The following is a 21772-nucleotide window of genomic DNA, read 5'->3' as shown; positions in this document are numbered from 1 at the left end:
AATCACTCACCCAAGCATAGTGGCGCCGATAGCCCAAGCGCGCAACCGGGACTGAGATGATGAAGAGCCTGACCGACCTGATCGACCAGCATGACGCCACCCGCGAGGAATTCCTCGCCGAACTGGTCCGCCACCCCTCCGATAACCCGGCCGGGGACTGCGCCCCGCACGCGGCGATGACAGCACAACTGCTCGAGCGGTTAGGGTTCCACGTGGAACGTCATGCGGTCCCCGAGGCGCTGGTGCGGGCGCATGGCATGGTCAGCAGCACCAATCTCATCGTCCGCCACGGCTTCGGCCCGGGCCCGACCATCGCCCTCAACGCCCATGGCGATGTGGTGCCGCCCGGCGAGGGCTGGAGCGCGGACCCGTACGGGGCGGAGATCCGTGAGGGCTGGATGTATGGGCGCGGTGCCGCCGTCTCGAAATCCGACATCGCCTCCTATGCCTTCGCGCTGAAGGCGCTGAAGGAGAGCGGGCTGGCGCTGAAGGGCACGATCGAGCTGCATATCACCTACGATGAGGAGACGGGCGGCGAGATCGGCCCGGGCTGGCTGCTGGCGGAGGGGATTTCCAAGCCGGATGCCGCGATTGCCGCGGGCTTCTCCTATAATGTCGTCACCGCGCATAATGGCTGCCTGCATCTGGAAGTGACCGTGCTCGGCCGCTCCGCCCATGCGGCGAAGCCGGAAACCGGGATCGACGCGCTGCAGGCCGCGACCTGCGTGCTCAACGCCCTCTATGCCGAGCGGGCCAGCCTGCGCGGCCAGCCTTCCGCCATCCCCGGCATCGGCGCGCCAGGGCTGACGGTGGGGCTGATCTCGGGCGGCATCAACACCAATGTGGTGCCGGACAAGATCACGCTGCGTCTGGACCGGCGCATCACCCCGGACGAGAACCCGGCGGCGGTGGAAGCCGGGCTGCGGGCGCTGATCGAACAGGCGGTGGTGGCGGTGCCGGGGGCGCGGGTGGAGATCCGCCAGGTGCTGCTGGCGCTGCCGCTGACCCCGCTGCCGGGGAGCGAGCGGCTGGCGGAGGCGCTGAGCCGCCGGGCGACCGAAATCTACGGCGAGCCGATCGGCACCACCGGCGTGCCGCTTTATACCGATGCCCGCCATTACGCCGCCGCCGGCGTGCCGATCGTGCTCTACGGCGCGGGGCCGCGCAGCATCGAGGAAGCCAACGCGCACCGGGCGGATGAGCGCCTGCCGCTTAGGGATCTGCACCGCGCGACCAAGGTGGTGGCGCTGGCGCTGGCGGATCTGCTGGGGTGAGGCCTACTCGTTGGTCTCGCCGGTATCCCCATCCCGCGCCTCCACTTTCTTGGATTCCGGCGAGTTCTCCTGGCGCAGGAAGATGCTGAGCACGACATAGAGGCCGATGGCGCCGAACTCGGCCTCCCAGCACTGGAACACCGAGAACCAGAAATCCGCGCTGCCGGCATAGGAAAGGGTGGAGAGGGTCGGCAGATGCTGCAGCGTTTGCTGTTCGTTATAGCGCCAGCTGCCGAAGAGCAGATGCAGCCCGAAGGCGATGATGAACATGGCGATGAACGCCAGGGACAGCGAGTTGGCATAGAGCGTGTCGGCCAGGTTGTCGCGCCGGCGCAGCCTCAGATACAGGCTGCGATGGCCGAACCCCTCCGGCTTGCGCGAATGCGCCGCGCCTTTCTGCCGCAGCACCGCGCTGAAGGCGATCAACACCGCCAGCTGCAAAATCGCCGCCTGCCAGTTGCTGAAGGCGCCATCCAGGAAATTGCCGGTGCGCAGATAGGCGCCGAGGGAGACCGGCGGAAAATGCGCTGATTTCAGGCTGCCATTATAATCGGCCCAGCCGGTGAGCCCCTGCGGGATCAGGCAGAGGATGAACAGGGTGAAGAAGGCGATGGAGAGCCCGTCATCGCGCCAGAGCTTGCGCAGGCGGTTGCCGAGACTCTCGTTCAACGGGGTGGTCAGGCTGGACATGCGCATCCTCTGAGCGTGTCTTGCAGATATATGTCCGCCAAGGCCGCAGGGAAGATGGCTCAGCGCGCGGCCAGGCGCTCCAGGAAATCCAGCATCACCCGCGCCGCCGCGTCCACATCCTCGGGCGTCACATGTTCGGCGGGGTTGTGGCTGACCCCGTCGCGGCAGCGGATGAACAGCATGGCCACGGGGCAGAGCGCGGCCATGCTCATCGCATCATGCCCGGCGCCGGAGGCGAGCGCGAAGGGCCGCCCGCCTTGCGCGGCAATGCTCTCCGCCAGCAGGCTCTGGGCGATGTCGTCGCACAGGCAGGGGGCGAGCTGCTGGACGATTTTCACCTCATGGCCGATGCCGCGCCGGGCGCAGAGTGCCGCCAGCCCCTCGCGGAACTCCCGTTCCGCCGCATCGCGCGGGCCGGCCAGCGGGGCGCGCAGATCGACCGAGAAGCTCACCCCGCCGGGGATCACATTGCCCACCCCGGGGGCGACGCTGAGCGCGCCGACCGTGCCGACGATGCCCTCGCGCATGGCGATCCGCTCGACCAGCAGCACCGCCTCGGCGGCGGCGGCCAGCGCGTCCCGGCGCAGCCCCATCGGCGTGGTGCCGGCATGGTTGGCCATGCCGGTGAGGTTCACGGCCAGGCGGGTCTGCGCGGCGATGCCGGTGACGATGCCCAGCGCCAGACCTTGCGCCTGCAGCACCGGGCCTTGCTCGATATGCGCTTCCAGATAGAGCCGCACATCCTGCCCCGGCGGGGGCTGGCGCAGGGCGGCCGGGTCCAGCCCGAAGCCGCGCATCGCCTCGCCCATGGAAATGCCGTCTTCATCCAGAAGTGTGGTGGGGTCGTCCGCCAGCGTGCCGGCGAGATGGCGGCTGCCGGTCATCGAGGCGTGGAAGCGCGAGCCTTCCTCATCGCCGAAGGCCAGGATCTCGATGGCGAAGGGCAGGCGCTTGCCCTGCCGGGCCAGCGCCTCGACCACGCCCAGCCCCAGCATCACCCCCAGCGCGCCGTCATAGGCGCCGGCATCGCGGACACTGTCGATATGCGAGCCGATCAGCACGCTGCCCGCGCCGGTGCCCTCATAACGGCCGATCAGCGTGCCCGCCGCATCCAGCCGCACGCTCATCCCGGCCGCCTGCATCCAGCCGGTCAGCGTCTCCAGCGCCGCCTTATGCGCGGGTGTCAGGAAGCGGCGGGTCAGCGCGCCTGCCTCCTCGCTGTAAGGCGGCTGCTTGAACAGGTCGCAACGGGAGACGGCGATGGCGCCAAGGCTCTGAGTCATGCCCAAAAACTAGCCGCAGATAGCGATTGCCCGCAATAAGATGGCTCGCTAGCATTTGCTTTGGAGCCAGCAGCGTGAAGGAGTGCCCAAGGATGGACCAGATCTCTCCCCCGAAGAGCGAGGCGCTGGCGGCGCTGGCGGCGCGGGTCCGGCATGATCTGGCCTGCCTGGATTATCCGGCCAGGCCCTGGGTGCGCCCGCATCGCCATCCGGAAGGGCATGTGTACGACGTGCTGATCGTCGGCGGCGGCCAGAGCGGGCTGGCGGCGGCCTTCGGGCTGATGCGCGAGAAGGTGGAGAATATCCTGGTGCTGGATGAGAATCCGGAAGGCCAGGAAGGCCCCTGGGTGACCTATGCCAGGATGGTCACATTGCGCACACCCAAGCATCTGATCTCGGTCGATCTCGGCCTGGCCGCGCTCACTTTCCGCGCCTGGTGGGAAGCGCAATATGGCGCCGAGGGTTGGGAGGCTTTGGGCAAAATCCCGCGCGCGGCCTGGATGCGCTATCTCATGTGGTATCGCCGGATTCTGGGGATTCCGGTGCGCAACGAGGCGAAGGTGACGCTGATCGAGCCGGTGCAGCGCGGGCTGTTTCGCGTGCATGCGAGCGGCTCGGCGCTGCTGGCGCGCAAGGTGGTGCTGGCCACCGGCATTCAGGGCGGCGGCGAATGGCACACGCCGGATTTCATCAAGACGCTGCCGAAATCCCGCTACGCCCATACCTCGGAGGCGGTGGATTATGCCGCGATGCAGGGGCGCCGCATCGGCATTCTCGGCGGCGGCGCCTCGGCCTTTGACAATGCGCAGTTCGCGCTGGGGGAGGGGTGGGGCGCGTGCAGGTCTTCATCCGCAAGCCGGCGCTGCCCCGGATCAACCCGATCCGCTTCATGGAAAATGCCGGGTTTCTCGGGCATTTTTCGGATCTGAGCGATGCCCAGCGTTATGACGGGATCGACCATTTCCTGTCCTTCAACCAGCCGCCGACCAACGACACGTTCAACCGCGCCTGCGCCTATGAAGGCTTCTCCTTCCATCCTGGCGAGCCCTGGCTTTCAGTGCGGGAGACGCCGGATGGGGTGGAGGTGACGACGCCGAAGGGCAGCTATGTTTTCGATTTCCTGGTGCTCTCCACCGGGCTGCTCACCGATGCGCGGCTGCGCCCGGAGCTGGTGGCGCTGGCCGGGGACATTGCCTGCTGGCGGGATAAATACCAGGCGCCGAAGCCGAACAAGCTGATCGACGATCATCCTTATCTGGCCAGGGATTTTGCCTTCACCGCGAAGACGCCGGAGGGGGCGGACCGGCTGCACGGGCTGTTCAATTTCAACTATGCGGCGCTGGCGAGTCTCGGGCTCTCCGCCTCGGCGCTCTCAGGCATGAAATTCGCCGCGCCGAAACTGGTTTACGGCGTGGTCTCGCAGCTTTTCACCGACGATGCGCCGGAGATCCTCGCGGATTACAAGGCTTATGCGGAGGAGGAGTTCAGCGGGGTCTGGCCCTAGCGCCTCAAGCTAGAGCATGATGACATTGATCTGACTCTGATTTGGGATTCCGGCGCGGTTTGAATTGTGATTCAAGCTGATTGCTGGGTATGGAGGCCAGCGTTGGATGGCGCATCCCTATTCGATGGACCATCGTGAGCGTGTTGTTGGTGCGGTTTTAACTGGCGGGATGTCGGCGCGTGGGGCGGCGGTTCGGTTTGGTGTGTCGGAGAGCAGTGCGATCAAATGGGTTCGTCGGCATCGCGAGACCGGCAGTGTGGCACCATCGCAAATCGGCGGACATAAGCCGCGGCTGTTGCGCGGTGCTTTGCGCGACTGGCTGATTGCAAGGGCCGCCCGCGACTTCACGCTGCGCGGGCTTGTCGCAGAGCTGTTCGCTGAATTTGGCGTGAAGGTGGACTATGTCCAGGTCTGGCGCTTTGTTCACGAAGAACGGCTGAGCTTCAAAAAAAAGCGTTCTGCCGGCCGAGCAGCTCAGGCCAAAGATCGCACGCCATCGGGAGCGATGGCAAAAATATCAGCGCCGGATTGACCCCACGCGCCTGGTCTTTGTTGATGAGACCTGGGCAAAGACCAATATGGCGCCGTTGCGCGGCTGGGCGCCTGTGGGCCAGCGCCTGCATGCCAAGATACCATATGGCCACTGGAAAACCATGACGTTCATCGCCGCACTGCGATGTGACCGGATCGATGCACCGTTCGTTTTCGACCAGCCGATCAATGCCGCCAGCTTCACCGCCTGGGTCGAACAGCAGCTTTGCCCCACGCTCAAGCAGGGTGACATTGTGGTGCTGGACAATCTCTCCAGCCACAAGAAACCCGCCATCAGAGCTGCCATCCGCGCCAAAGGCGCCAGGCTCTTGTTCCTGCCGCCGTATAGCCCAGACCTCAACCCCATCGAGCAAGTTTTCGCCAAGCTCAAACACCTGCTCAGAAAAGCCGCCGAGAGAACAAAGGAAGCAACCTGGCGACGGATCGGATCGCTACTCGACGCCTTCACACCGCAAGAGTGCAAAAACTACCTCGCTAATGCAGGCTATGCGTCAACTTAAAGTCATCAGACTCTAAAAGCTTGATGCTCTAAGACATGGCGGTTTTTGCGTCTCGCCGCACGCTGAGGATCGTCACCTGGCCGGCGCTGCCGGAGCTCTCCGGGAGGCGGGGCTGATTTTACGGCTTGTGGGGGTGGTGGCGCTCGAATTCCAGCCTGTCCTTGAACAAGCAGATCATCACCGCAAGGAAGCCGATTGCCACCGGCACCGCCAACATTTCCGCCCAGATTGTCACGTCGTTCATGTGTCTTGCCTTTGCTTCCACGCCCCCAGATCGGGAATGGGCCGCGTCTTTTCGCGCGGTGGATCGTCAGCTTAGCGCTGTGATCCGGCAAAGGCCAGAAAATACTCCCGGATTGCGACCTAAAAACCGAAAGGCCGCTTTGTGCTCCGCGCGCATGTGCGGCGCAATATGGGGTTAGGCTGACGCGGCTGCGGCGGGGCAGACGCCGTGCAGGAAGACATGAATGGCGGCGCGGATATGGGCGCGCCGCGCCTCGCCGCTGCGCCAGGCGAAATCACCGATGGATTTCCCGATCATCGCGCCGAAAATCATGTCCGAGAGCATGCGCGCGCTGGTCAGCGCATCCAGCGCCAGGTTGATCACGCCGCGATCCGCCTGGCGCTGCATCCAGATGGCCAGCGCCGCATAGGCCTGCTGCGCCCCGCTGGTCCGGGTGATCTCGCTCAGCTCCGGGTAGGTCTGGGCCTCCGCCAGGGTCATGCGGAAGAAATCCAGCCGCTGCCTGTCCTCGTCCTCGCTGATATCGATCCGGAAAATCCGCTCCAGCGCTGTCGCCAAGGGCAGGTCGTCGGGCACCGGTAGCTCCAGCCATTGCGGGCGGTCAGCATCCACGATCGCGGCGAACAGCGCGGATTTTCCCGGGAACAGCCGGTAAAGCGTCTGTTTGGAAATCTTGCACTGCGCCGCGATATCCTCGGTCCGGGTCGCGCCATAGCCTTGTTCCAGGAACAGGCGCCGTGAACAATCGATGATCAATCGCCGCTGCGTCTCGTCCGTACAGGCTTTCGGCCGCCCCCGATGCTTGCAAATCTCCTTGGCCACCTAATTTCCATCCAGTTTCGTTGCGTCTGCTCCAGGTCCGCGGCGGCTACAAAATGCAACCGGTCGCGTCTTGACAGTCCTTCGCAATCGCACAATATCAGTACTTATAAGTACTGTAAATGTTTCGAGCGTGTTGCTTCACTCTGCGTACTCTAACCGGATTTCTTTCTTTTTCATTTCCAGCCTGCCTTGAGAGGTCTTGATGTCCGTCGAATTTCGTCGCCCCGCCCGTGGCCGTGCCCTGGCGGCAACGTGCCTTGCCGGGCTCACGCTGCTGGCTGGTTGTGACAAGCAGAAGGCCGCCTCCGCGCCGCCGCCGCCGGCGGTGGGCACCGTCACCATCAAAACCCAGCCGGTGATCCGGCAAACCGAATTGCCGGGCCGCACCGCGGCGGTGATGACGGCGCCGATCATCCCGCAAGTGACCGGCGTGATTCTCAAGCGGCTGTTCGTCGAAGGCTCGGATGTGAAGGCCGGGCAGCAGCTTTATCAGATCGACCCGGCGCCCTATCAGGCGACTTACGACAGTGCCGTCGCCACCTTGAAGCATGATGAAGCCCAGCTCGCCACGGACCAGGCGCAGGCCCGCCGCTACAAGCCCCTGGCGCAGGCCCAGGCGGTCAGCCAGCAATCCTACGACAACGCGCTGGCGACGGTGAAAGAGGACGAGGCCAATGTCGCCTCCGCCAAGGCCAGCATCGAGAGCGCGCAGATCAACCTGAATTACACCAAGGTGTTTTCGCCGATCTCGGGCACCATCGGCGCCTCGACGGTGACCCCCGGCGCGCTGGTGACGGCCAACCAGAGCACCGCGCTGGCGACGGTGACGCAGCTCGACCCGATCTATGTCGATCTGAACGAATCCTCCGATACCTGGCTGCGGCTGAAGCAGGAAATGCAGTCCGGCAAGCTGCAGACCAACGCCGATGGCACGGCCAAGGTGACGCTGACCCTGGAGGACGGCACCGCCTACGCGCCGGCGGGCAAGATGCAGTTCGCCGAGGTGAATGTGGACCAGACCACCGGCACGGTGCTGGTCCGCGCGATCTTCCCCAACCCCGACCATCTGCTGCTGCCGGGCATGTATGTGCATGCGGTGATCGATGAAGGGGTGGACAAGAGCGGCATTCTGGTTCCCGAGCAGGCCGTCTCCCACGACACCCATGGCGACCCGACCGTGCTGGTGGTCGGAAAGGACGATGTGGTCGCGCAGAAAGTGATCCAGACCGGCGCCACGCTCGGCAATGACTGGGTGGTGACGGGCGGGCTGCAGCCGGGCGATCGCGTGATCGTCGATGGGCTGCTCAACGCCACCCCCGGCCAGAAGGTCACGCCCACCGACGAGACCGCCAAATTCGCCTCCGGCAACGCCGCTTCCTGACCCCGGTTCCAGGACTCTAATATGTCACGTTTCTTCATTGACAGGCCGATTTTCGCCTGGGTTCTGGCGCTGGTGCTGATGCTGGCCGGCGCCATCGAGATTACCCAGCTGCCGATCGCGCAATATCCCTCCATCGCCCCGCCGGCGATCTCGATCTCCACCAACTATGCCGGCGCGAATGCGACGACGGCGGCGAATACGGTGATCCGGCCGATCCTGCAGCAAATGTCGGGTCTGGACGGGCTGGAATATATCGATTCCACCGCCGAGGCGACCGGCGCGGTGACGATCACCCTGACCTTCAAGCAGGGCACCGATCCGAACATCGCCCAGGTGCAGGTGCAGAACAAGCTCTCTCTGGCCGAGCCGACCTTGCCGAGCGAAGTGACCCAAAGCGGCATCAATGTGCGCAAGGCCGAGAAGAACTATATGTTGTTCTTCGCGCTCGAATCCACGAACAGCACCATGGATCACGCCGCGCTCGGGGATTACATCGCCTCCAATTTCGAGGATCCGATCACCCGTATTCCCGGCGTTGGCGATTATACGCTGTTCGGCTCGGAATATGCGATGCGCATCTGGCTCAATCCGGGTGAGCTGTTCAAATACGGCCTGACCGCCGCCGATGTCGTCTCCGCCATCCAGGCGCAGAACATCCAGGTGCCGTCCGGCGAGCTGGGCAGCCTGCCGGCGGTGAAGGGCCAGCGGCTGGACGCGCTGATCAACGGCCCGAGCCAGTTTACCGACCCCAAGCAGTTCGAGAATATTCTGCTGAAGGTGGAGACCAGCGGCGCCCAGGTGCGGTTGAAGGATGTCGCCAAGGTCGAGCTGGGGCCGCAGAGCTACGCGATCGACGCCACCTTCAACGGCCACCCGACCGCCGCCATGGGGCTGAAGCTGGCGCCCGGCGCCAACCAGCTGGATACCGAAAAGGCGGTGAAGCAGGAGCTGGCGGTGCTGGCGAAGAGCCTGCCGCCGGGGGTGAAGCTGGTTTATCCGTACGACACCCAGCCTTATATCGTGCTGTCGCTGGAAGAGGTCGTGCAGACGCTGCTGGAAGCCATCGTGCTGGTGTTCCTGGTGATGCTGCTGTTCCTGCAGAATATCCGCGCCACGCTGGTGCCGACCATCGCCGTGCCGATCGTGCTCTTGGGCACGTTCGGGGTGCTGGCGGCGCTGGGCTACTCGATCAACACCCTGACCATGCTGGCGATGGTGCTGGCCGTCGGGCTGCTCGTCGATGACGCCATCGTCGTCGTGGAAAATGTCGATCGTCTGATGCATGAGCGCAAGCTCGCGCCCAAAGAAGCGGCGCGCCAATCGATGGATGAAATCTCCGGGGCGCTGGTCGGCATCGCGCTGGTGTTGGCGGCGGTGTTCCTGCCGATGGCCTTCTTCGGCGGCTCCACCGGCGTGATCTATCGCCAGTTCTCCGTCACCATCGTCTCGGCCATGGTGCTGTCTATCCTCACCGCGCTGATCTTCACCCCCTCGCTCTGCGGCTCGCTGTTGCGCCCGCCGAAGGAAGGGGCCGGCACGCGCGGGTTCTATGGCTGGTTCAACCGCAACTTCAACCGTACCCGTAACGGTTATCTCGGCGGCGTGCGCAGAATGTCGCGCCATCGCCGGCTGACCATGGTGGGTTTTGTCTGCATCACCATCCTCACCGTCTTCCTGTTCACCCGGCTGCCGACAGGCTTCCTGCCGAACGAGGATCAGGGGCTGCTGCTGGGCCAGGTGACCCTGCCGACCGGCTCCACCGCCGAGCAGACCACGGCGCTGAACACCGAGCTGCGTGACTATATCGATAAGACCGAATCCGCGAATGTGAAATCCGTCTTCAACGTCACCGGCTTCAGCTTCGCCGGTCAGGCGCAGAGCCAGGGCTTCCTGGTGATGCTGATGAAGCCCTGGGCCGACCGGCCCAAGGCGTCGCAGAATGTCGCCGCGATCGCGGGCCGGGTGATGGCGCATTTCGCCGGCAACCCGGCCGGGCAGGTCTTCGTGCTGCAGCCGCCGCCGGTGCTGGAGCTGGGCAACGCCACCGGCTTCGATCTGGAGCTGATGAATTCCGGCAATCTCAGCAGCCAGGATTTCTTCAATGCCCGCAACAAGTTCCTGGGGCTGGCGGCGCAGGATCATCTGCTGGAGGCGGTGCGCCCCAATGGCCTCGGCGAGGCGCCGCAATATAATCTGAAGGTCGATCGTGAGGCGGCCTCGGCGCTCGGGCTGTCGATGAGCGATGTCAACACCACCATTCAGGCGGCTTTGGCCTCGGAATATGTCGACCAGTTCCAGCGCGACGGGCGTGTGAAGGATGTCTATGTCCAGGGTGAGGCGGATGCGCGCATGCAGCCGAGCGACCTGGATAAATGGTATGTCCGCAATTCCTCCGGCGGCATGGTGCCGTTCAGCGCCTTCACCTCCGGCAGCTGGAGCGTCGGCCCGCAGGCGGTGGAAATCTATAATGGCGACGAGGCCTATGAGATGCAGGGCCAGCCGGCCCCGGGGGTGAGCTCGGGCACGGCGATGGCGGAGGTTGAGAAGCTCGCCGCCGAGCTGCCCAAGGGCGTTACCATGCAATGGACCGGCCTCTCCTACGAGCAGGTGAAAGCCGGCTCGCAGACCGGCGCGCTTTATACCATCTCCGTCGTCTTCATCCTGCTCTGCCTGGCGGCCTTGTATGAAAGCTGGTCGATCCCGGTGGCGGTGATGCTGGTGGTGCCGCTGGGCATCATCGGCGCGGTGCTGGCCAATCTGCTGCGCGGCATTGCCAATGACGTGTATTTCCAGATCGGCCTGCTGACCACGATGGGGCTGGCGGTGAAGAACGCCATTCTGATTGTCGAGTTCGCGCGGAATTTCTACGAGCAGGGCGAAAGCCTGTTCGATGCGGCGCTGCATGCGGCGCAGGAGCGGTTGCGGCCGATCCTGATGACCTCGATCGCCTTCGTCCTCGGCACCTTCCCGCTGGCGATCGCCAGCGGGGCGGGCGCCGGGGCGCGAACCGCCATCGGCACCGCCGTTGTCGGCGGCATGGTCACCGCCACGGTGCTCGCGATTTTCTTCGTGCCGATCTTCTTCGTCGTGGTGCTTGGCTTGACCAAGGTGCGCCGCAAGTCGGAGCAGGTGGAAGTGACACATACCGGCGGGGGCCATTGATCCATGCGTAACGTGAAACCGGTCTCCGCCCTGATGCTGGGGCTGCTCTCGGGCTGCTCGCTCATCCCGGCCTATCACCGCCCGGCGCTGCCGGTGCAGAATGCCTACCCGGTGGGCGGCGGGGGCTCCGGCCCCGCCGCCGCCGATCTCGGCTGGAAGGATTTCTTCAAGGACCCGGCGCTGCAGCAGCTGATTTCCCTCAGCCTCGCGAATAACCGCAATTTCCGCGAGACGGCGCTGAACGTGCAGCAGGCGCAGGCGCAATATCGCGTCGATCGCGCCAGCCTGTTCCCGACCATCGAGGGCGATGCCTATCAAAGCGTCACCCACACCCCGGCCAATCTCAGCTCGGCCGGGCGGGCCATCACCTCGCATGAATACAGCCTGGGCGCGCAGGCGGTCTCCTGGGAGATCGATCTGTTCGGCAAGCTGCGCTCGACCGCGAAGTCCGCGCATGAGACCTTCCTGAGCGATCTGGATACCGCGCTCAGCACCCAGATCTCGCTGGTGGCGCAGGTGGCGTCCGAGTACGATACCTGGCTGGCGGACCGGCAATCGCTGCGGATTTCGCAGAACACCGCGGCGGCGGATCAGAAATCCCTGTCGCTGGTGCAGCTGGAGCTGAATAACGGCACGGTGACGGCGCAGGATCTGGCCCAGGCGCAGATCACCTACGACACGGCGGCGGCCAGCGTCGCGCAATATCAGCGCCAGGTGGCGCAGGATATGGACGAGCTGGTGCTGCTGGCCGGCGCGCCCATTCCGCCCGCCTTGCTCGCGCAGATGAACGCGGTGGACGGGCTGGATGCCGAGGCGCCGCTGCCGCACGTGCCGGCCGGTCTGCCCTCCGACCTGCTCACCCGCCGCCCGGATATCCGCGCGGCCGAGCATGAGCTGCTGGCGGCGAATGCCAATATCGGCGCGGCGCGGGCGGCGTTTTTCCCGTCGATCTCGCTCACCGCCAGCGGCGGTGTCGCCAGCAATAGCCTCAGCAGCCTGTTCTCCGGCGGCCAGACCTCCTGGTCCTTCCAGCCGCAGATCACCATCCCGATCTTCACCGCCGGCGCCAATATCGCCAATCTCGATATCGCCAAGGTCGAGAAGAAGATCCAGATCGCGACCTATGAGGCGACCATCCAGTCCGCCTTCCACGATGTCTCGGACGCGCTGAACGGCCGGGCGACTTATGTGGACCAGGTGAAGTATGAGCAGGATCTGGTGAACGCGGATCAGCGTTATTACGATCTGGCGCAGATGCGCTTCAAGGCGGGGATCGACACCTACCTGAACGTGCTGGTGGCGCAGAATGATCTGCTCAGCGCGCAGCTCAATCTGGTGGCGCTGCAGCTGGCGCAGCGGCAGAACGAGATCACGCTGTACAAGGCGCTGGGCGGCGGCTGGGAGGCGAACAGCACCCCGGGCACGCAAACGGTGCCGGCCGCGCAGCCGGTGGCTCAGCCCCAGACCGGGCAAGCCCCCGGCAAGCCGGCATCGCTGACAGGCAACTGACAGGCAATTGCCCCGTGCAAGGCCGGACCCCGGGGTCCGGCCTTTTTTCATGCGCGCAAGCGGGTATAGCTGAACGGGATGAAGCAAACGCCCCGCCCGCCCGGTTTGCACCTGCACGGGCTGACCCTGCGCTATGAAGGCCGCCCGCTCTTCGAGGGGCTGGAGCTGACCGTGCCGGCGGGGCGCTGCGTGGCGCTGCTGGGGGCGAGCGGGGTGGGCAAGACCAGCCTGCTGCGCATCGCCGCCGGGCTGGAGACACCGGATGCCGGGGTGGTGGAAGCCGATGACGGCCTGGCCCTGGCCCCGCGCATCGCCTGGATGGGCCAGCAGGATCTGCTCTATCCCTGGGCGCGGGCGCTGGAGAATGTCACACTCGGCAGCCGGCTGCGCGGGCAGCGCCCGGATCGGGCGCGGGCCATGGCGCTGCTGGCCGCGGTGGGGCTGGCCGGGCGCGAGCGCGCTTTGCCCAAGGAACTCTCCGGCGGCATGCGCCAGCGCGTCGCCCTGGCCCGCACGCTGTATGAGGACCGGCCGGTGGTGCTGATGGACGAGCCGTTTTCGGCGCTGGATGCGATCACCCGCGCCCAGATGCAATCGCTGGCGGCAAAGCTGCTGGCCGGGCGGACGATGCTGCTGATCACCCACGACCCGCTGGAAGCCTGCCGGCTCGGCCATGGGCTGCATGTGATGGCGGGGCAGCCGGCGCGCCTCGGCCCGGCGATCAGCGTGCCCGGCACCCCGCCCCGCGCCCCGGATGACGCGGCGCTGCTGCACACCCAGGCCGAGCTGCTGCGCGCCTTGCTGGCGGGGCAAGGGGCATGAGCCGGGTGCTGCGGCCGCTGGGCACCTGCGTGGGGCTGCTGGCGCTCTGGTGGGGGCTGGCGCGCTTCGCCAATATCCCCGCCTTCCTGCTGCCCGGCCCCGGCGCGGTGGCGCAGACGCTGGTGGCGCAATGGGGCTTCCTGGCCCGCAACGCGCTGGTGACGCTGCTGGAAATCGCCCTCGGGCTGGGCTTGGGCACGCTGTTCGGGGCGGGCTGCGCGCTGGTGATGGTGGCCTCGCGCGGGGTGCAGCGCTGGCTGCTGCCGCTGCTGCTGCTCAGCCAGGCGGTGCCGGTCTTCGCCCTGGCGCCGCTGCTGGTGCTGTGGCTGGGCTTCGGCCTCGCCTCAAAAGTGCTGATGGCGGTGCTGGTGATCTTCTTCCCCGTCACCGCCGCCTTCTATGACGGGCTGCGCCGCACCGAGCCGGGCTGGCTGGACCTGGCCCGCACCATGGGCGCCTCGCGGCTTTCCATCCTCTGGCGGGTGCGGCTGATGGCGGCCCTGCCGGCCTTCGGCGCCGGCTTGCGCATCGCCGCCTCCGTCGCCCCCATCGGCGCCATCATCGGCGAATGGGCCGGCGCCTCCGAAGGGCTGGGCTATGTGATGCTGAACGCCAATGCCCGGATGCAGACAAATGTGATGTTCGCCGCCCTGATGCTGCTGGCGGGGATGACGATTCTGCTCTGGGTGGGGGTGGATATGCTGCTGAAAAAACTGCTGCACTGGGCGCCGGACTCATAAAAGCGTCCATGGTCTGATCCGGACCGCGCCACTATAAGGCATCAAAGCCCCTTCCACCCGGCAGCAAAACGCAATGCAAGGTCTTTGGCATCCTCTCGCGGCGTTGAGTCTGGCCCTTGCGGCGCCCCTGGCGGCGCCGGCACAGCCCGTACGGCAGATTGCCGGGTTTGTGATTGATGATGCTCCGGTCGTCGGGCTGGCGCTGAGTCCGGATGGCCGTGAGATCGCTTATGCGGGAACGGACGGCGTTCATATCCTCGATGCCAAAACCGGTGCCCCGCGCGCGGTGATCCCGGAGATTGGCGGCCTGATCCAAAGCCGGGGGCAAGGGGTGCTCGCCTTCAGCCCGGACGGCGCCACGCTGATCCTGCCGCCGCAACGCCAAAGCGGCCCCGCCTTCCTCTCGCTCTGGGCGGCGCGCACGGGCGCCAAGCAGCGCGACATTGAGGGCCTGCCCGGCCAAGATGCGGGGGCGGCGATGCTTTCGATCGCGGCGAATGGCAAAACCATCGCCGCCGCCGCCAACGGGGTTGGGGCGCGTGCCATCCGGCTTTTCACCTTGCCGGGCTTTCAGCCGGAAACGGTGATCAATGTGAGCTACATGCTGCAACTCGCCCTCTCGGCGGATGGTGCCACCCTTGCCGTCGCCAGCGCGCCGGATCGGTTGGATTTTTATGCAAGCGCCGCGGCAAAGCCGGAGGGCACGCTGGCCTTGCCGGTCAATGGCTGGACCGAACCTTTATCCGCCCTGGCCTATAGCCCGAATGGCGCGGTGCTGGCGGCTGGCTTTGCCAATGGCGGGCATGTCGAGCTGCAATCACCGGACGGTACGCCACGCACGGCCCCCAACCCGTTTCCAACCGCGCCGGTTCTGCTCTGGCATGTTTCGCACGGCATCCCGCACGGCGCGCCCTCGACATTATGTGGCCCCCAGCTGGATGGTGTGGCGAATATGCTCTGGCTGCCGGATCAGCGCGGCCTCGTCGTCACCGATGAACGAGGCGGGGCCAAACTCTGTCCCCTGAATGGCGGCCCGGCGCAGACCATCAGCGCCGATATCGGCGATGCCGTCGCCATCCCCGCCCTTTCGGCGGATGGGCAAGAGCTCGCCATCGCCGTGAACGGAAAGATTGATGTCTACGCGCTGCAACTGGATGCAAGGTGATGCCGAACGCCAATGCCCGGCTGCTCGCGGGGATGACGAATCTGCTTTGGGTGGGGGTGGATGTGCTGCTGAAAAAACTGCTGCACTGGGCGCTGGATCTGTAAAGACGGTGTGTGGGGAATTTCTGCCGGTCCGGTTTCAGGTGCCAGCCTCGCAAAGCAGACAAAACTTAAAACCCAATATCATAGCATATCCCGCATAATCGGAATTTAAAAAATGACTGCCCGGATGCGGTTGAGCAGTTTTTGCCGAAGCTCCTCGGAGGTACTCCAAACGATATGATTGTATTGTCGCGTATCAAAATGCACGTGATTTATAGAATCTGCGCGACATGTCCAGATCACCGGGATGCCCAAACCCTGCGCAAATCCGGCTTCATAATATACCCCACCCCTAGAAACAGAAACTTGTCCGTCCGTTCCGCCAATCATTCCGCATGTGAAGTCTGCGACCACGAAACGAGAGCGGCGGATTTCGGCAATTATTTCATCGTCAATTTTATTATTGTGTTCTTTCTGGTCGATGCGGAAAGGTCTGTATCCAGCTTCCTCAATAGCGGGGTCAAAACCTAATCGATATGCTTCGTCCATTGACTGGTCAAACCACATCGCAACAAAGGCTTGCGTCGTCGCGGCGTTACCGGACTCAAGGCTTTCAAGGAACTCGAAACCTTTGCTTGTCAGCGTTACATCATTGCTTCCGCCAAAGTTGATCAACCCCTCTTCTTTTAATAATCGAAGTAAGGCGCTCTGGTCTTGATCGGTATGGCACTCTGTCCAAGCAGATATTGCGCCAGTATCACGCTTCATCTGCTCATCAATAACACCAGAAATTCTAAATACGCTACTAGGTTGAAAATCACGTAATTGTGCCAACAAGAAGAAACGGTTCTTCTTTTGGCTAATTCTCAATGGACGTGACCTCGATATGCGATCAAGGACATCATCATTGATAAGAGGCGCAGTTTCGCCAGATCTATGCTGATCTACAATCCAGGTTGTTAGTAGTGCTTTAGTTTTAGGCGGCATCTGGTTGACTGCAGCCATTGCTTCGCCCGTAATCCGGTATTGCCCATCTGTACGCCAAGAACGTACCTTTGTCCCGCTGCTGCTGAGGGGAACTAGATACTCCGCGTCTGTTCCCCATATTGGGCATTTTTGCTGCGTCGACATCGGTTATCTTCCCTTAGACAGCCTCAAAAAATAATTGTGCGAATAGCGGCATCGTCCTGCAGGGTACTGGCGACTCTATCAAAGATCAATCTTACATACCGTTGATAACGAAACAATGTACTCGAAGTGCTTGGCAATGAACGGCTGCTCTCGAAATCACCAATTTCAAGGTAAGGTGTCCGTCATGGCTCGAAGACGGCGATCCCCCTCACGCCCCCTCCAGCGCCCGGATCGCGATCGCCACCGCCGAGGTGCGCGTTTCCACCCCCAGCTTCGGATACATCTGCTCCAGATGCTTGTTCACCGTCCGGTAGCTGACATTGAGAATCTGCGCGATGTCGCGGTTGGATTTGCCGCGCGCCAGCCAGAGCAGCACCTCGGTCTCGCGCCTGGTCAGCTTCACCCGCGCCTGCAGCCTATCCACGTCATGGTCGGTATCCTGCTCGACGATGCGCAGCAGAAACTCCTCCTCCGCCATCTGGCCGATCAGCGCGAACTCCACCCGCCGCGCCGGGGCGTCCGGGGCGGGCAGGGCGGTGGCGAAACTGCCCGCCACCTCCTGCGGCGCCGCCAGCCGGGCGCTCAGCCAGGCGCGCACCTCCTCGGGCAGCGCCGCCCCCGGGGCGATCTGCCCCAGCAGCCGTGCCGCCTGATGCGTGGCCCAGCGCAGATTGCCCTTGGCATCCGCGGCCAGCAGAAACCGGCCCGAGGCATCCATGGCGCGCTGGGCGCTGCGGGTGAGCTGGGCATTGGCCAGATGCACGCGGATCCGCGCGATCAGCTCGCCCGGCGCCACCGGCTTGGTCACATAATCCACCCCGCCGGCCTGCAGCCCGTTCACCACGCTTTGCGTATCGGTCAGCCCGGTCATGAAAATCACCGGCACCAGCGCCAGCCCCGGTTTGCGCTTCAGCCGCCGGCAGGTCTCGAACCCGTCGATCCCCGGCATCAGCGCATCCAGCAGGATCACATCCGGCGTCACCTGCTCCAGCAGCACCAGCGCCATCTCGCCTTGCAGCGCCACCAGCACATTGAAGCCGGCCGGCTCCAGCGCGTCGATCAGCAGCCGCAGCATGGTCGGCTCGTCATCGACGATCAGAATGGTCGGGCGCGGCGCAACATCATGCGGCATCTTGGTCCAGCGCCTCCAAGGCTGAGAGGAATTCGGGCAGGCGCAGAGCGGCGGCCAGAGCGGTGAGGGTGGCCAGCACGGGAGCCGCCTGCGGCGCCTCCGCCGCCAGCCGTTCCAGGCTTTCCTCCAGCCCGCGAATGAAGCCGATCTGCGCCAGATAGCGCAGCTGCGCGATATGCGGGCGCAGGGCCGCTTGCGCCGTGGCGGCGGGCAGCTCCGGGGCGGGCGGCGGCGCGTCCTTGACCCAGTCCAGCCCCAGCAGCCGGCCGATCGTCTCCAGCAGCGCGCCGAGATTCAGCGGCTTCGGCAGGGCGGCGTCATACACCCCGCCGGCGCCGCGCAGCACAGGGGCGTGGGCGGTCAGCATCAAAATCGGCGTGCCTGGATGCGCCTGGCGCAGATGCCGCGCCAGCCCGAGCCCGTTCAGCGCCGGCGCTTCGCTCTGCGGCATCGAATAATCCAGCAGGAACAGATCCGCCTGGCTCTCGGCGGCCAGGCGCAGGCAGGAGGGCCCGTCCGGCGCGGTGAGCAGCGTAAAGCCCAAAGGTGTCAGCGCCTCCTGCAACAGGCTGCGATGCACCGCATTGTCCTCCGCCGCGATGATGCAGCGCCGTGCCCCCCGATAGCCGGTGATCCGCCCCGGTTTCGGCGCGGGCAGGGCGGCGTGGGTGGCGCGCGGGATCAGCAGCTGCACCTTGAAGCGGCTGCCCTGGCCCGGCGCGCTCTCCACCGAAATCCTCCCGCCCAGAATTTCCACCAGCAGCTTGGTGATGGTCAGCCCCAGCCCGATCCCCGGCGCGCTGCTGGCCTCCTTCGGCACCGCGCGCTCGAAGGGCTCGAAAATCCGCGCCTGATCCGCCGCCGCGATGCCGGGGCCGGTATCGGCGATCTCGAACTCCATCACCTCGCCAGGCATCCGCAGGCTCAGCCGGATGAAGCCGCGCTCGGTATATTTCAGCGCGTTGGAGAGCAGATTGATCAAAATCTGCCGCAGCCTGATCTCATCGGTGAACACCAGAGCCGGCAGGCGCGATGGTGCCTCGAACGCGAAGCTCAACCCTTTGGCGGCGGCCTGCAGCCGGAACATGCCGGTGATCTGCGCCAGGAAATCCGGGAAATTCACCTCCCGGCGCTCGATCTCGATGCGCCCGGCCTCGATCTTGGAAATATCCATCAGCCCTTCGATCAGCCCGTGCAGATGCTCGCCCGAGCGCCGGATGATGCCGATGGTCTCGCGCCGGCGCGCCGGAATGGTCTCGTCGGTCTCCAAAAGCTGCGCATAGCCCAGCACCGCATTCAACGGCGTGCGCAGCTCATGGCTGACCCCGACGATAAAGCGCGTCTTGGCGATATTGGCGGCCTCCGCCACCTCGCGGGCGCGGGCCAGCTTGGCGTCGGTCTTGCGGTGCGCGTCGATCTCGGCGAGCAGCGCCTGGGTCTGGCGCTGGCTCTCCTCCTCCGCCGCCAGCGAGGCCTCCCGCGCCAGCACCTGCAGCCAGGCGAACACCCCGGCCACCAGCAGAATGCACACGAATACCCGCCAGAAGGCGCTGGCGAGCAGCCCGGCCAGCGCATGGTTCTGGCTGGCGGCCTGCCAGTAGAAGGCGGAGAAGATCAGCCCCAGCACCAGCCCGGTGAGGCTGAACACGCCCAGAAAGCGCAGCAGCACCGGGTCCAGCTTGGCCCGCGCCGGGGCGGGCAGAAGGGCGCGCAGCAGCGTCGCCAGCTGCGCCCCATAGCGCCCATGCGGCTTGCAGGCATCCCGGCAGCGCGCATCCAGCGTGCAGCAGAGCGAGCAGATCGGCGCCGCATAAGCGGGGCAGTAAGCGACATCCTGCGCCTCGAACCCGTTATCGCAGACCGAGCAGACCAGCCTCGTCCGCCCCGCCCAGCTCCGGCGCGGCTTGCGTGCCAGATAGAAGCGCCCCTTGGTGGCGATGGCCAGGGCCGGCACCGCGGCAATGGCGGTGAGCAGCGCGATGAACGGCGCGAAGGCATGGGCATAGGTGCCCAGCAGCCCGGCGACGCACAGCGCCCCCACCAGTGTCGCCAACCCCATCGCCCCGGTGCCGACCGGGTTGAGATCATAGAGATGCGCGCGCTTGAACTCGATGATGCGCGGGCCCAGCCGCAAGCCCTTCACCAGCAGCAGATCGGCGAAAATCGCGCCGATCCAGCCGCAGGCCAGCACCGAATAGAAGGCCAATATCGGCGCGATGGAGCGGTAAATATCCAGCTCCATCAGCAACAGCCCGATCGCGGCGTTGAACACCAGCCAGATCACCCGGCCAGGATGGCGATGGGTGAGGCGGGAGAAGAAATTGGACCAGGCGATGGAGCCGGCATAGGCATTGGTGACGTTGATCTTGGTCTGCGCCACCGCCACCAGGCAGGACGCCGCCAGCAAGGAAGCGCGCGGCGGCAGCACCAGCCCGTAAGCGCTCTGATACAGCAAAATCGGCTGCGCCGCCTGCTCCGCATTATGGCCCAGCCCGAGCGTGAGCACCCCCAGAACCGAGCCCGCCAGCAGCTTGATCGCCCCCGGCAGCACCCAGCCCGGCCCGGCGGCCAGCAACGCCGCCCACCAGCGCCAGCCGGGCCGGCCCTTCGGCTGCGGCAGAAACCGCAGATAATCCGCCTGCTCGCCGATCTGCGCGATCAGCGAGACGATCACCGAGGCGCAGGCCCCGAAGGACAGCAGCGCGAATCCCGCCGCCTGGGCGCCGCGGAAATGCGCCCAGCCGTGCAACAGCCCGGGATGGACGGCCAGAAACAGCAGCGGCAGAAAATTCAGCGCCAGCCAGAGCGGCTGGCTCCAGGCCTGAAAGCGCGAGATGAAGGTGATGCCGTAGGCGGCCAGCGGAATGATGCCGAGCGTGGTGAGCACATAGCCCAGATGCAGCGGAATGCCGAACAGCTCATGCAGCATATTGGCGAAGATCGAGGCTTCCAGCGCGAAGAAGATGAAGGTGAAGGAGGCGTAGATCAGCGAGGTGATGGTGGAGCCGATATAACCGAAGCCGGCGGCGCGGGTGAGCAGATCGATATCCACCCCGTAGCGCGCCGCGACATAGGCGATCGGCCCGGCGGTCAGCGCGATCAGCACCGCCACGCTCAAAATCGCCGCCACCGCATTCGCCGGCCCGTAGGCCAAGGTGATGGTGGCGATGGGAATGCCGGTGAGGAAGATGATCACCGCCGCCGCGATGATGCCCCAAAAGGCATTGGCAAAGCCGAACTGCACCGCCAGCGAGCCGCCGATGGCCTGGTCCGCCAGGTAGGCGATGCCGCCGAGTGCCGCCGAGAACACCGCATATTGCGACCAGGTACGGAAGCTTTTCGGCGCGTAGCGCAGCGAATAATCCTCGAACACCGGATTGGCGACGAGCTTGTTGAATTTACGTTTTGGCAGCTTGGCGCTAGGATCTGAGGTAGCGGACATAAGCATCTCCTGCGGAGGATTTTGCGGGATCGTTGGCAAGGCCGGGGCTGGCGTCCCCTGTTTTCAATATTTCAACGATCCGGACGCCGCCGCGGTATGAGGCGCTTGACCCTGTTATGTTCGGCAAATTACGTATGCAGCCAGGGTGCGGGGACGGGTTCGCCCCTGGAAATGGAGGCCTTCATGCGTCTTTTGCTTGCCTTGCTGGTTCCCTGGCTGCTGTTCTTCACCATCGGCCGGCCCTTCGCCGGGATCATCTGCCTGATCCTGCAACTTACCGTCATCGGCTGGGTGCCGGCGGCGATCTGGGCGGTCTATGCGCTGAGCCAGTATGATACCGACCGCAAGCTCTCCCGCGCCTTCGGGCGGGAAGGCTGA

At 64.9% G+C, this 21772-nt stretch carries 18 protein-coding genes; 11 read left to right on the top strand and 7 right to left on the bottom strand.

Annotated elements, in window-relative coordinates:
* Positions 1-56: 56 nt before the first annotated feature.
* Positions 57-1274, top strand: coding sequence for a M20/M25/M40 family metallo-hydrolase (locus ACZ46S_RS12290; protein ID WP_464061947.1), 1218 nt, complete (start codon positions 57-59; stop codon positions 1272-1274).
* A 3-nt stretch (positions 1275-1277) separates the two neighbouring features.
* Here the strand turns inward: ACZ46S_RS12290 and ACZ46S_RS12285 are convergent, their stop codons facing one another.
* Both ACZ46S_RS12285 and ACZ46S_RS12280 read right to left on the bottom strand, forming a co-directional pair.
* On the bottom strand, positions 1278-1964 hold the full coding sequence (locus ACZ46S_RS12285) for a DUF6766 family protein (protein ID WP_464061946.1): 687 nt from the start codon (positions 1962-1964) through the stop codon (positions 1278-1280).
* Positions 1965-2023: 59 nt separating this feature from the next.
* Positions 2024-3247 (bottom strand): allantoate amidohydrolase, encoded by a 1224-nt coding sequence (locus ACZ46S_RS12280; RefSeq protein ID WP_464061945.1) that lies wholly within the window; start codon positions 3245-3247, stop codon positions 2024-2026.
* A 92-nt stretch (positions 3248-3339) separates the two neighbouring features.
* On the opposite strand from ACZ46S_RS12280, the gene ACZ46S_RS12275 reads away from it, so the two are divergent.
* The 3 genes from ACZ46S_RS12275 to ACZ46S_RS12265 all read left to right on the top strand — a co-directional run bounded on the left by ACZ46S_RS12275 (position 3340) and on the right by ACZ46S_RS12265 (position 5803).
* Entirely contained in the window at positions 3340-4176 is an 837-nt protein-coding gene (locus ACZ46S_RS12275; RefSeq protein WP_464061944.1) for an FAD/NAD(P)-binding protein, read from the top strand.
* The gene (locus ACZ46S_RS12270) at positions 4083-4751 is read left to right on the top strand and encodes a hypothetical protein (RefSeq protein ID WP_464061943.1); all 669 of its coding nucleotides are present in this window, start codon (positions 4083-4085) and stop codon (positions 4749-4751) included. The genes ACZ46S_RS12275 and ACZ46S_RS12270 overlap by 94 nt, the downstream gene beginning before the upstream one ends.
* Before the next feature lie 106 nt (positions 4752-4857).
* Positions 4858-5803, top strand: a protein-coding gene (locus ACZ46S_RS12265) for an IS630 family transposase (protein WP_464061942.1) whose coding sequence is annotated in 2 segments (ribosomal slippage) — positions 4858-5196 and positions 5198-5803 — 945 coding nt in all. Because the reading frame shifts where the segments join, the coding sequence is not laid out codon by codon here.
* A gap of 118 nt (positions 5804-5921) precedes the next feature.
* Here the strand turns inward: ACZ46S_RS12265 and ACZ46S_RS12260 are convergent.
* Positions 5922-6047, bottom strand: coding sequence for a hypothetical protein (locus ACZ46S_RS12260; RefSeq protein ID WP_295742207.1), 126 nt, complete (start codon positions 6045-6047; stop codon positions 5922-5924).
* A gap of 174 nt (positions 6048-6221) precedes the next feature.
* The gene (locus ACZ46S_RS12255; protein ID WP_464061941.1) at positions 6222-6869 is read right to left on the bottom strand and encodes a TetR/AcrR family transcriptional regulator; all 648 of its coding nucleotides are present in this window, start codon (positions 6867-6869) and stop codon (positions 6222-6224) included.
* A 202-nt stretch (positions 6870-7071) separates the two neighbouring features.
* Between ACZ46S_RS12255 and ACZ46S_RS12250 the strand changes: the two genes are divergently transcribed.
* From ACZ46S_RS12250 to ACZ46S_RS12225, 6 genes are all read left to right on the top strand, one after another.
* On the top strand, positions 7072-8250 hold the full coding sequence (locus ACZ46S_RS12250; protein ID WP_464061940.1) for an efflux RND transporter periplasmic adaptor subunit: 1179 nt from the start codon (positions 7072-7074) through the stop codon (positions 8248-8250).
* Between the two features lie 21 nt (positions 8251-8271).
* Positions 8272-11412, top strand: coding sequence for an efflux RND transporter permease subunit (locus ACZ46S_RS12245; RefSeq protein WP_464061939.1), 3141 nt, complete (start codon positions 8272-8274; stop codon positions 11410-11412).
* 3 nt (positions 11413-11415) lie between these two features.
* On the top strand, positions 11416-12921 hold the full coding sequence (locus tag ACZ46S_RS12240; RefSeq protein WP_464061938.1) for an efflux transporter outer membrane subunit: 1506 nt from the start codon (positions 11416-11418) through the stop codon (positions 12919-12921).
* A gap of 78 nt (positions 12922-12999) precedes the next feature.
* Positions 13000-13743: an ABC transporter ATP-binding protein gene (locus ACZ46S_RS12235; protein WP_464061937.1), complete on the top strand. Its 744-nt coding sequence runs from the start codon at positions 13000-13002 to the stop codon at positions 13741-13743.
* On the top strand, positions 13740-14483 hold the full coding sequence (locus ACZ46S_RS12230; protein ID WP_464061936.1) for an ABC transporter permease: 744 nt from the start codon (positions 13740-13742) through the stop codon (positions 14481-14483). The genes ACZ46S_RS12235 and ACZ46S_RS12230 overlap by 4 nt, the downstream gene beginning before the upstream one ends.
* Before the next feature lie 169 nt (positions 14484-14652).
* Positions 14653-15648 carry a WD40 repeat domain-containing protein gene (locus ACZ46S_RS12225; protein WP_464061935.1) on the top strand — a complete coding sequence of 332 codons (996 nt, stop codon included), beginning with the start codon at positions 14653-14655 and terminating at the stop codon, positions 15646-15648.
* 209 nt (positions 15649-15857) lie between these two features.
* Here the strand turns inward: ACZ46S_RS12225 and ACZ46S_RS12220 are convergent, their stop codons facing one another.
* The 3 genes from ACZ46S_RS12220 to ACZ46S_RS12210 form a co-directional block, all read right to left on the bottom strand.
* Entirely contained in the window at positions 15858-16820 is a 963-nt protein-coding gene (locus tag ACZ46S_RS12220) for a hypothetical protein (RefSeq protein ID WP_464061934.1), read from the bottom strand.
* Positions 16821-17028: 208 nt separating this feature from the next.
* Positions 17029-17952 (bottom strand): response regulator, encoded by a 924-nt coding sequence (locus tag ACZ46S_RS12215; protein ID WP_464061933.1) that lies wholly within the window; start codon positions 17950-17952, stop codon positions 17029-17031.
* A complete protein-coding gene (locus ACZ46S_RS12210) occupies positions 17942-21394 on the bottom strand; it encodes a hybrid sensor histidine kinase/response regulator (protein ID WP_464061932.1) in 3453 nt (1150 codons plus the stop codon). Before ACZ46S_RS12210 ends, ACZ46S_RS12215 begins: the two co-directional genes overlap by 11 nt.
* Positions 21395-21577: 183 nt before the next feature.
* Between ACZ46S_RS12210 and ACZ46S_RS12205 the strand changes: the two genes are divergently transcribed.
* Positions 21578-21772 (top strand): YqaE/Pmp3 family membrane protein, encoded by a 195-nt coding sequence (locus tag ACZ46S_RS12205; RefSeq protein WP_464061931.1) that lies wholly within the window; start codon positions 21578-21580, stop codon positions 21770-21772.

The sequence above is a fragment of the Acidocella aluminiidurans genome, from assembly GCF_055383125.1.
Note: the sequence above shows the minus strand (reverse complement) of the source record. Positions and strands in the feature narration are given on the sequence as shown.

Coding starts and splice junctions, on each gene's coding strand:
- ACZ46S_RS12275 (WP_464061944.1), top strand. CDS start 3,340: ATGGACCAGATCTCTCCCCCGAAGAGCGAGGCGCTGGCGGCGCTGGCG.
- ACZ46S_RS12285 (WP_464061946.1), bottom strand. CDS start 1,964: ATGTCCAGCCTGACCACCCCGTTGAACGAGAGTCTCGGCAACCGCCTG.
- ACZ46S_RS12205 (WP_464061931.1), top strand. CDS start 21,578: ATGCGTCTTTTGCTTGCCTTGCTGGTTCCCTGGCTGCTGTTCTTCACC.
- ACZ46S_RS12235 (WP_464061937.1), top strand. CDS start 13,000: ATGAAGCAAACGCCCCGCCCGCCCGGTTTGCACCTGCACGGGCTGACC.
- ACZ46S_RS12290 (WP_464061947.1), top strand. CDS start 57: ATGATGAAGAGCCTGACCGACCTGATCGACCAGCATGACGCCACCCGC.
- ACZ46S_RS12250 (WP_464061940.1), top strand. CDS start 7,072: ATGTCCGTCGAATTTCGTCGCCCCGCCCGTGGCCGTGCCCTGGCGGCA.
- ACZ46S_RS12215 (WP_464061933.1), bottom strand. CDS start 17,952: ATGCCGCATGATGTTGCGCCGCGCCCGACCATTCTGATCGTCGATGAC.
- ACZ46S_RS12245 (WP_464061939.1), top strand. CDS start 8,272: ATGTCACGTTTCTTCATTGACAGGCCGATTTTCGCCTGGGTTCTGGCG.
- ACZ46S_RS12240 (WP_464061938.1), top strand. CDS start 11,416: ATGCGTAACGTGAAACCGGTCTCCGCCCTGATGCTGGGGCTGCTCTCG.
- ACZ46S_RS12220 (WP_464061934.1), bottom strand. CDS start 16,820: ATGTCGACGCAGCAAAAATGCCCAATATGGGGAACAGACGCGGAGTAT.
- ACZ46S_RS12280 (WP_464061945.1), bottom strand. CDS start 3,247: ATGACTCAGAGCCTTGGCGCCATCGCCGTCTCCCGTTGCGACCTGTTC.
- ACZ46S_RS12260 (WP_295742207.1), bottom strand. CDS start 6,047: ATGAACGACGTGACAATCTGGGCGGAAATGTTGGCGGTGCCGGTGGCA.
- ACZ46S_RS12230 (WP_464061936.1), top strand. CDS start 13,740: ATGAGCCGGGTGCTGCGGCCGCTGGGCACCTGCGTGGGGCTGCTGGCG.
- ACZ46S_RS12210 (WP_464061932.1), bottom strand. CDS start 21,394: ATGTCCGCTACCTCAGATCCTAGCGCCAAGCTGCCAAAACGTAAATTC.